The sequence below is a fragment of the Pseudomonas sp. DW-iso17 genome, from assembly GCF_058725345.1.
In genome coordinates this window covers 231015-240231 of the sequence record NZ_JBZXEA010000001.1, presented here as the reverse complement: position 1 = coordinate 240231, position 9217 = coordinate 231015, and the positions used below count along the sequence as shown (strand labels likewise).

The 9217-nt window shown below is 62.3% G+C and carries 9 protein-coding genes; 7 read left to right on the top strand and 2 right to left on the bottom strand.

The features are described from left to right. The first annotated feature begins 320 nt into the window (after positions 1 to 320). From AC4PS6_RS01225 to AC4PS6_RS01200, 6 genes are all read left to right on the top strand, one after another. A complete protein-coding gene (locus AC4PS6_RS01225; protein WP_336827079.1) occupies positions 321 to 1970 on the top strand; it encodes an AMP-binding protein in 1650 nt (549 codons plus the stop codon). A 30-nt stretch (positions 1971 to 2000) separates the two neighbouring features. Further along, a complete protein-coding gene (locus tag AC4PS6_RS01220; protein ID WP_014717751.1) occupies positions 2001 to 2444 on the top strand; it encodes a hotdog fold thioesterase in 444 nt (147 codons plus the stop codon). A gap of 96 nt (positions 2445 to 2540) precedes the next feature. After that, on the top strand, positions 2541 to 3344 hold the full coding sequence (locus AC4PS6_RS01215) for an alpha/beta fold hydrolase (RefSeq protein WP_014717752.1): 804 nt from the start codon (positions 2541 to 2543) through the stop codon (positions 3342 to 3344). Then, complete coding sequence (locus AC4PS6_RS01210) at positions 3341 to 4195, top strand: alpha/beta hydrolase (RefSeq protein ID WP_020301706.1); 855 nt, start codon at positions 3341 to 3343, stop codon at positions 4193 to 4195. The genes AC4PS6_RS01215 and AC4PS6_RS01210 overlap by 4 nt, the downstream gene beginning before the upstream one ends. A 102-nt stretch (positions 4196 to 4297) precedes the next feature. After that, positions 4298 to 5116, top strand: coding sequence for a DUF4892 domain-containing protein (locus AC4PS6_RS01205; RefSeq protein ID WP_019816697.1), 819 nt, complete (start codon positions 4298 to 4300; stop codon positions 5114 to 5116). Between the two features lie 73 nt (positions 5117 to 5189). Then, positions 5190 to 6254: an AI-2E family transporter gene (locus AC4PS6_RS01200; protein ID WP_003190063.1), complete on the top strand. Its 1065-nt coding sequence runs from the start codon at positions 5190 to 5192 to the stop codon at positions 6252 to 6254. Between the two features lie 156 nt (positions 6255 to 6410). Here AC4PS6_RS01200 and AC4PS6_RS01195 read toward each other — a convergent pair whose 3' ends face one another. Further along, positions 6411 to 7442, bottom strand: a complete 1032-nt coding sequence (locus AC4PS6_RS01195) for a sensor histidine kinase (RefSeq protein ID WP_014717755.1) — start codon at positions 7440 to 7442, stop codon at positions 6411 to 6413. Further along, the gene (locus AC4PS6_RS01190) at positions 7442 to 8206 is read right to left on the bottom strand and encodes a response regulator (RefSeq protein ID WP_014717756.1); all 765 of its coding nucleotides are present in this window, start codon (positions 8204 to 8206) and stop codon (positions 7442 to 7444) included. The genes AC4PS6_RS01195 and AC4PS6_RS01190 overlap by 1 nt, the downstream gene beginning before the upstream one ends. 259 nt (positions 8207 to 8465) lie before the next feature. Here AC4PS6_RS01190 and pyrF point away from each other — a divergent pair, with 259 nt between their 5' ends. Further along, positions 8466 to 9164: an orotidine-5'-phosphate decarboxylase gene (gene pyrF / locus AC4PS6_RS01185; RefSeq protein WP_003190068.1), complete on the top strand. Its 699-nt coding sequence runs from the start codon at positions 8466 to 8468 to the stop codon at positions 9162 to 9164. The last annotated feature ends 53 nt before the right edge of the window (positions 9165 to 9217 follow it).

The following is a 9217-nucleotide window of genomic DNA, read 5'->3' as shown; positions in this document are numbered from 1 at the left end:
TATCTACATGACACCCCGCAATCCAAATGTGGGAGCTGGCTTGCCTGCGATGACGACCTGACAGGCGACACCGTTATACCGAGTACATATCCATTCCTGCGGTAACGGCCACTTAGAGTTCCGCCCTGACTTTTGGAAAAGGACCCGGAATTCCGGCCAGCGTGGTTCGACGGGGCGCCTGAGATCAAGATCAAGAGCAGATCAAGAGCGGCTCGCTTCGCATCGTGGTTAGCGACAAGCCATTTCCTTTACCTGTGCTATACCGTCAACCAAGCAAGTGCTTGGTCGGCTGTATCTCGGATCACAAAGGAGCGCGTCCCATGCCTGTCGCTTTTCGTTTGCCGTTGCAGGTCTTCTTCGAGCGTGAAGCGCGGCACCCGCGCAAAGTCTTCCTCGTTCAGCCCATCGGCGGCGGTGAGGTGCAGGCCCTCACCTGGGGCGATGTCGGCCACCAGGTCCGTTGCGCTGCGCACTGGCTGCGTGCGCGGGAGTTGCCCCAGGGTTCGCACATTGCCTTGATTTCAAAAAACTGCGCCCACTGGATCATCGCCGACCTAGCGATCTGGATGGCCGGGCATGTGTCGGTGCCGCTTTATCCCAACCTCACCGCGGACTCAGTCGCCCATGTGCTGACTCACTCGCAGGCGCGGTTGGCGCTGATCGGCAAGCTTGATGATTGGTCGGCGATGGCGCCTGGCATCCCTGCGGGTGTCCCGACTATCAGCCTGCCGCTGTGTCCTGACGGGGCTTTCGATTTCAACTGGGCGAACCTGCAAGCCTGCTCGCCGATTCAGGACAACCCGCTACCGGATGCCGACAGCCTGGCTACCATCATCTACACCTCCGGCACGACCGGCCTGCCCAAAGGGGTGATGCACAGTTTCGGCGCCTTGGGGTGTGCTGCCACGCGCGGTACTGAGTTGTTTGGCCTGGGAGAGGATGACCGGTTGCTGTCGTACCTGCCGCTGTGCCATGTGGCGGAGCGAATGTTTGTGGAAATGGCGTCGATCTATACCGGGCAAACCGTTTTTTTTGCTGAGAGCCTGGAGACCTTCCTGACCGATTTGCGCAGGGCGCGGCCGACGGCCTTGTTTGGCGTGCCGCGCATCTGGACCAAATTCCAACTGGGCGTCTACGCCAAAATCCCGGAAAAAAGGCTCGATATGCTGTTAAGCCTGCCTTTTATCGGCAAGCGCGTCGGCCATAAAGTCCTCGCCGGTCTGGGGCTGGATGCGCTGCGTATCGCTCTTTCCGGCGCGGCGCCGGTGCCCGAGGCGTTGCTGCGTTGGTATCAGCGCCTGGGCCTGGATGTGCTGGAGGTATATGGCATGACCGAAAACTGCGGCTATTCCCATGTGTGTCGCCCAGGTGGGCAAACGCTTGGTTGGATCGGCCAGCCCTGCCCAGGCGTGCAAGTGCGTATCGACCCGTCAGGCGAAGTGCAGGTACACAGTGGCGCGACCATGTTGGGCTACTTCAAGGACCCGCAGAAAACCGCGGATACGCTCACCGCAGATGCCTTCCTGCGCACGGGTGACAAGGGCGAGCAGGACGCGGACGGTCGCCTGCGCCTGACCGGACGCCTCAAGGAAATTTTCAAGACCAGCAAAGGCAAATACGTGGCCCCGGCGCCGATTGAAAACCGCCTGGCCGAACATGCACGTATTGAACAGGTGTGTGTGGTCGGCGAGGGGCTCAGCGCGCCGATAGGGCTGTGCGTCTTGTCGGCACCCGGCGAGGACCGCCAAGCCCTCGGCAGTGGTCTTGAACGCTGGCTGGCACAGGTGAACGCGGGCCTGGACAAGCACGAACGCATGGGGCAATTGGTGGTGGTGAAAGACCACTGGGCGGTGGAAAACGGTTTTCTCACGCCGACCTTGAAGATCAAACGCAACGTGATCGAGTCGACGTACGGGCCACAATTGCAAGCATGGAGCGCGCGCGCCGAAACCGTTCTGTGGCAGGATTAGGGTCGTAATAAAACCAACAAGGACAACCGTATGAGCCTGTGGCGTACCCAACCGAATATCGAACACCTCAACGCGATCCAGAAAAACACCATCGGTGAAATGCTGGATATTCGTTTCGAAAGCTTCGACGACGAATCCCTTACCGCCAGTATGGTGGTCGACCACCGCACCCATCAGCCCTACGGCCTGCTGCACGGCGGGGCCTCGGTGGTGCTGGCCGAAAGTGTCGGCTCCATGGCCGCCTACTTGTGCATTGATGCAAGCAAGTTCTATTGCGTGGGCCTGGAGGTCAACGCCAACCATCTGCGCGGTGTGCGCAGCGGTCGGGTGACGGCGGTGGCCAAGGCTATTCATATCGGGCGCACTACCCAAGTGTGGGACATCCGTTTGAGCAGCGACGAGGGCAAGGCCAGTTGTGTCTCGCGCCTGACCATGGCCGTGGTGCCGCTGGGTGAACAACCGCCGGCGCGATAGGCGTGGCGTGAGTGTCATCATTCCTGGCAGTTACAGTCATTGCTGTAGAGGCCGGGCATGGTGACAATCCCCCTCTGTTTTGTTGATGGAACCTGTATGTCGCAGCACGTGTTTTTTACCCACGCCAATGGCTTCCCTTCGGCCACTTACGGCAAGCTGTTTGCCGCCCTGGCCCCGGAATATGCGGTGGCACATCTGCCGCAGCACGGTCACGACCCCAGGTTCCCGGTGGATGATAACTGGCAGAACCTGGTGGACGAACTGATCCACCATCTGGAGCAGCAGCCAGAACCGGTATGGGGCGTGGGCCATTCCCTGGGAGGCGTGCTGCATTTGCACGCGGCCATGCGCTGCCCGCACCTGTACCGGGGCGTGGTGATGCTGGATTCGCCGGTGCTCACCCGCGCAGACCGCTGGGTGATCCGCGCTGCCAAGCGCTTTGGTTTTATCGACCGCCTCACCCCGGCTGGGCGCACGCTTGGCCGGCGCGAAGAATTCACCGACCTGGACACCGCGCGCAGCTATTTCGCCGGCAAGACCCTGTTCCGTGGCTTTGACCCCGATTGCTTTGACGCGTACCTGCAACATGGTCTGCAGCAAGTGGGCGATCGCCTGCGCCTGCGGTTCGACCCAGCCACCGAAATCAGCATCTATCGCGGCGTGCCCCACACCAGCCCGGGCCAGGTGCGCCAGTTGAAGGTGCCGCTGGCCGTGGTGCGTGGCCGCCAGAGCCGGGTGGTGATGCGTCACCATGCCAGCGGTGTCGACCGCTTGCCCATGGGCGAAATGCTCACCATGCCCGGGGGCCATATGTTCCCTCTTGAACGCCCCCAGGACACCGCTGCCTTGATCAAAAACCTGTTCGCCCGCTGGCAGGCCCGCGAGCGCAGTTGCGCATGAGTACGCCTGTCGAAGAGGTTCGCCTGAGCTTGCCGCACATCGAATTGGCCGCGCATCTGTTCGGGCCCGAGGATGGGCTGCCGGTGATTGCTTTGCATGGCTGGCTGGACAACGCCAACAGCTTTGCGCGCCTGGCGCCCAAGTTGCACGGGTTGCGCATCGTCGCCCTGGACATGGCGGGGCATGGGCATTCGGCGCACCGCCCGGCTGGCGCCGGTTATGCCTTGTGGGATTACGTCTACGACGTGCTGCAGGTGGCCGAGCAACTGGGCTGGAAACGTTTTGCATTACTTGGCCACTCCCTTGGCGCCATAGTCTCCCTGGTGTTGGCCGGGGCCTTGCCGGAGCGGGTGACACACCTGGGCCTGATCGACGGCGTGATCCCACCGACCGCCAGCGGCGAGAACGCGGCCGAGCGCCTGGGCATGGCGTTGCAGGCGCAATTGAGCCTGCAGGACAAGCGCAAACCCGTCTACAACAGCCTTGATCGGGCCGTTGAGGCGCGGATGAAAGGCGTGGTGGCGGTCAGCCGTGAAGCGGCGCAACTCCTGGCCCAGCGCGGTTTGATGCCGGTGCCGGGCGGTTACACTTGGCGCAGCGATAGCCGCCTGACCCTGGCGTCGCCGATGCGCCTGACCGATGAACAGGCCATGGCTTTCGTGCGAAGGGTAGGGTGCCCTACGCAGTTGGTGGTCGCGGCTGACGGCATGCTGGCGAAACATTCCGAATTGCTTTCTCAGCTACCCTTCACGGTTACCACGCTGCCAGGCGGCCATCATTTACACCTTAATGACGAGCCCGGTGCAGCTCTTGTTGCAGACTGTTTCAATCGGTTCTTCTCCACGCCTTGACTTGGCGGGGTCAACTGCCGAGGCTGGGCGGATTGAAAGGGAGTCAACCATGAACACACTCGATATCGCTGTGACCAACATTGGCCAGGGCTCGCTGATCCGATGAGCCTGGGTAAAGGATGTATCCGTGCCCTAGGCCTTTGCTGTTTCAGCCCCCTGGTATTTGCCGCCGATCTGCCCGGCAGCCAGGATTTACCGGCGGTAGCCCGTCAGGTTGATGCGCAAATCGTCGATTACCGCCCTGCTGAAGACAAGGAACGCATCTACCCCATGGGCGCAATCCGCAAGATCAGCGGCCAGTTGCGCTACGAAGGCCAGGCCATCGCACGCGGCCCAGCCACTGCCATCACCTATGAACTACCCGCCGAACACAGCTCCAGCGCCGCCTTTACCGCAACACGCGAAGCCTTGCAGGCCAAGGGCGCGCAGTTGTTGTTCTGGTGCAAGGCCCGCGATTGTGGCGAAAGCAGCCTGTGGGCCAACGAGGTGTTTGGTAACGCCAAGCTAGTGGGCGCCGACGGCCAACAGGAGTACCTGCTGCTTCGCCTGGCCGCCCCGCAGGACAATTCCCTGGTCGCGCTGTATGGCATTACCCGCGGTAACCGTCGCGCCTACCTGCATGTGGAGCAACTCGACGCCAGCGCGCCTCTGGGCAACCTGCTGCCCACCTCGGCCACCCTGCTGCGTGAACTCAAAAGCACCGGCGAGCTGGATTTCCCCGCGCTGGGCGCCGAGCCTGATGACACCTGGCTGACCTTGATATCCCGTGCCTTGAACCTCGACACCACCCTGCGCGTGAGCCTGAGCGGGCCGCACACCGAGGCCTGGCGCCAGGCGCTGGTGGAGAAGGGCGTGCGCACCGCCCGTCTGGAAACCGGCGCCGGTGAAACCCAAGGGCTGCATCTGCATCTGATACGCTAAGCATCACACGGGCGAACGGACCCGCGCCGTTCGCCTAAGCTCTCTTCCTACAGCCTTCTTCTCGAGATACCCGATGCTCAATAACGATCGCCTGCTGGTGCAAATCCTGCTGCTGGTGCTGTTTGGTGCCAGCTTCTGGGTCATGGCGCCGTTCTGGTCGGCGCTGTTCTGGGGCGCGGTGCTGGCATTTGCCAGCTGGCCGCTGATGCGTTTGCTCACCCGTTGGCTCGGCGGCCGGGAGTCCCTGGCCGCTGGCATCTTGACGTTGGGCTGGATGTTGCTGGTGGCGGTGCCATTGGTATGGCTGGGGTTCAACCTGGCGGACCATGTGCGTGATGCGGTGGCGCTGATCAAGGACATCCAGGTCGACGGCTTGCCCGAGGCGCCGACCTGGTTGGGGTCGATCCCCTTCGTAGGCGAGCGCCTGGTGGCGACCTGGGACAGCATTGATCAACAAGGCGCGGCGCTGATGGTGAGCATCAAGCCGTACCTGGGCCAGGTCGGCAATTGGTTGTTGGCGCGCAGTGCGCAAATTGGCGGCGGCATTCTCGAGCTGACCCTGAGCCTGGTCTTCGTATTCTTTTTCTACCGTGACGGGCCGCGACTGGCGATGTTTGTGCACCGCCTGTTGGAGCGCCTGATCGGCGAACGCGCCGGCTATTACATCGAACTGGTGGCTGGCACGGTACAGCGAGTGGTCAATGGTGTGATCGGCACCGCTGCGGCCCAGGCGCTGCTGGCGCTGATCGGCTTTCTGATCGCCGGCGTACCGGGCGCGCTGGTGCTGGGTATCGTGACTTTCCTGCTCAGCCTTATTCCCATGGGGCCGCCGCTGGTGTGGATCCCGGCCACGGCGTGGCTGGCGTGGAAGGGCGACTACACCTACGCGGTATTCCTGGGCGTGTGGGGCACGTTCGTGATCAGCGGCGTGGATAACGTGCTCAAGCCGTACCTGATCAGCCGTGGCGGCAACCTGCCGTTGGTGATTGTGTTGTTGGGTGTATTTGGCGGGTTGATAGCGTTCGGCTTTATCGGCCTGTTTATTGGCCCGACGTTGCTGGCGGTGGCCTACAGCCTGTTGACAGACTGGAGCGCGAGCCAGGCGCAAGTGCGTCGTGAAGACAAACCGTGTAACTGATGGGTGTACCTAACTGTGGTGCGCCGCGGTACTTGTGGGAGCTGGCTTGCCTGCGATAGCGGTGGGCCAGCCAACACTTCATCGACTGACACTGCGCAATCGCAGGCAAGCCAGCTCCCACATTTGGATCGCGGCGCGTCAGGTAAATGGGAGTGCTTAAACCCTCGGCAACCACATCACCGCCGTCAACCCACCGCCCGGTGTATCTTCCAGGCTCAGGTGGCCGCCGAGTCGCTCGACGGCCTCCCTGGCAATGGTCATCCCCAAACCGACCCCTCCGGAATTGCGGTTGCGCGACCCTTCCAGGCGAAAGAAAGGCTCGAACACCGCTTCGCGCTTATCGGCGGCGATTCCCGGGCCGTGGTCGATCACCCGGATTACCAACGCACCGCGGCTGTCGGCCAGTTCCACCCGGGCGGTGCCGGCATAGCGCAGGGCGTTATCGATCAAATTGTTCAGGCATGAACGCAGGGCCATCGGCTGTACCTGCAACGGTGTACAGGTGCCGGCAAACTGCACGTCGCGGCCTTGGTCCTGGGCGTTTTCACTCAGGGATTCCACCAACGCCTGTACATCGAGCCAGTGCCGTGTCTCGCTGGTGCGCTGTTCGTGCAGGTAGCTCAAGGTGGCATCGAGCATGCCGATCATGTCGTCCAGGTCCTGGCGCATCTGGCCTTGCAGCTTGGGGTCTTCGATTTGTTCCAGGCGCAACTTGAGGCGCGAGAGCGGGGTGCGCAGGTCGTGGGAGACCGCGCCGAGCATGCGTGCGCGCTGGCTGACTTGTTCGCGGATGCGCTTTTGCATCAGGTTGAAGGTCGAGGCCGCTTGGCGTGCTTCGCGAGGGCCGGTTTCCACCAGGGGCGGGCTGTCGAGGTCGACGCTCAGGCGCTCGGCCGCTGCGCTCAGGCGCTGGATTGGCCGGCTCAGCAGTTTGGCGCCGTACCAAGCAGCGATGATCAGCGAGATAAATTGAAATGTCAGGGGCACCACCGGGCCGCCGAACCAGGGGCGAGGCGCTTTGCGCAAGGGCGTGAGGCTGCCATCTGGTTGTTCGACGAAGGCCGCGCGGGGTGGTGGCGGCGGGCCGTAGTGGTGGAACCAGAAGAACGCCAGCACATGGGCCAGCACAATCGCCACCAGCAACAGGCCGAACAGTCGCCCGAACAGCGTGTTGAAGGGCGCGCGCATCAACCGATATCCCGGGCGTCGAACAGGTAGCCTTCGCCGCGTACCGTCTTGATCAATTGCGGAGCCTTGGGGTCATCCCCCAGCTTCTGGCGCAGGCGCGACACCAGCAGGTCGATGCTGCGATCAAAGGCCTCGATGGAACGCCCACGGGCCGCGTCCAGCAGCTGTTCGCGGCTCAGCACACGGCGGGGGCGTTCGATAAACACCCACAACAAACGAAACTCGGCGTTGGACAACGGCACCACCAGGCCATCATCGGCCACCAGCTGGCGCAGCACGCTGTTCAGGCGCCAAGTGTCGAAACGGATATTGGCCCGCTGTTCGGTGCGGTCATCACGCACCCGGCGCAGGATGGTCTGGATACGCGCGACCAACTCCCGCGGCTCGAACGGCTTGGACATATAGTCATCGGCGCCCAGTTCCAGGCCGATGATGCGGTCGGTAGGTTCGCAGCGGGCGGTGAGCATCAAAATCGGAATATCCGACTCGGCGCGTAGCCAGCGGCACAATGTCAGCCCGTCTTCGCCCGGCAGCATCAGGTCGAGCACCACCACATCGAAGGTCTCCGCTTGCATGGCCTGGCGCATGGCGGTGCCGTCGGTGACGCCCGAGGCGAGAATATTGAAGCGTGCCAGGTAGTCGATCAGCAGTTCGCGGATCGGCACGTCGTCGTCGACAATCAGCGCGCGAGTATTCCAGCGCTTGTCTTCGGCGATCACCGCGTCTTTTGGCGCTTCGTTTACAGGGTCGCAAGGGGTATGCATAGCGAGGTCATCTGCCTGAGTGTGGCTGTCAGCATAGGCGCCCAGTTCCAGGGCTGGAAGTGCTGGGCGGACGGTCATGTGCGCGAGGCTAGCCGGGCGGCGTATTGGGGGCGTGTCGTGAATGTATCGGGGTTGAAACAATTGCTCTGAATCGCCGGTATTGGGCGCTTGATCAGTATTTACCGATCATCGGATCCCGCAACGGCGCTGCTTGCGCTACAATCCGCGCCGATTTCGACTTGCCTGAGAGCCCATTCCAATGTCCGTCTGCCAGACTCCTATCATCGTCGCCCTGGATTACCCCACCCGTGACGCCGCACTGAAGCTGGCTGACCAGTTGGACCCCAAGCTTTGCCGGGTCAAGGTCGGCAAGGAACTGTTTACCAGTTGCGCGGCGGAAATCGTCGGCACCCTGCGTGACAAAGGCTTCGAAGTGTTCCTGGACCTGAAATTCCATGACATCCCCAACACCACGGCGATGGCCGTCAAAGCCGCGGCCGAGATGGGCGTGTGGATGGTCAATGTGCACTGCTCCGGTGGCCTGCGCATGATGAGCGCCTGCCGCGAAGTGCTGGAACAGCGCAGCGGCCCAAAACCGTTGTTGATCGGTGTAACCGTGCTCACCAGCATGGAGCGTGAAGACCTGGCAGGTATTGGCCTGGATATCGAGCCGCAGGTTCAGGTGTTGCGCCTGGCAGCCCTGGCGCAGAAAGCCGGCCTCGACGGCCTGGTGTGTTCGGCCCTGGAAGCCCAGGCCTTGAAGAACGCTCACCCGTCGTTGCAACTGGTGACACCGGGTATCCGTCCCACCGGCAGCGCCCAGGATGACCAACGCCGCATCCTGACCCCACGCCAGGCCCTGGATGCGGGCTCGGATTACCTGGTGATTGGCCGTCCGATCAGCCAGGCGGCGGATCCTGCCAAGGCGTTGGCAGCGGTCGTCGCCGAGATCGCCTGATTTTTAGAGTGAGCAAAAATGTGGGAGCTGGCTTGCCTGCGATAGTATCAACT

Excerpts from the sequence above, each read along its gene's own strand:
- pyrF (WP_003190068.1), top strand. The coding sequence starts at position 8,466 with ATGTCCGTCTGCCAGACTCCTATCATCGTCGCCCTGGATTACCCCACC.
- AC4PS6_RS01195 (WP_014717755.1), bottom strand. The coding sequence starts at position 7,442 with ATGCGCGCGCCCTTCAACACGCTGTTCGGGCGACTGTTCGGCCTGTTG.
- AC4PS6_RS01200 (WP_003190063.1), top strand. The coding sequence starts at position 5,190 with ATGCTCAATAACGATCGCCTGCTGGTGCAAATCCTGCTGCTGGTGCTG.
- AC4PS6_RS01215 (WP_014717752.1), top strand. The coding sequence starts at position 2,541 with ATGTCGCAGCACGTGTTTTTTACCCACGCCAATGGCTTCCCTTCGGCC.
- AC4PS6_RS01210 (WP_020301706.1), top strand. The coding sequence starts at position 3,341 with ATGAGTACGCCTGTCGAAGAGGTTCGCCTGAGCTTGCCGCACATCGAA.
- AC4PS6_RS01205 (WP_019816697.1), top strand. The coding sequence starts at position 4,298 with ATGAGCCTGGGTAAAGGATGTATCCGTGCCCTAGGCCTTTGCTGTTTC.
- AC4PS6_RS01220 (WP_014717751.1), top strand. The coding sequence starts at position 2,001 with ATGAGCCTGTGGCGTACCCAACCGAATATCGAACACCTCAACGCGATC.
- AC4PS6_RS01190 (WP_014717756.1), bottom strand. The coding sequence starts at position 8,206 with ATGCATACCCCTTGCGACCCTGTAAACGAAGCGCCAAAAGACGCGGTG.
- AC4PS6_RS01225 (WP_336827079.1), top strand. The coding sequence starts at position 321 with ATGCCTGTCGCTTTTCGTTTGCCGTTGCAGGTCTTCTTCGAGCGTGAA.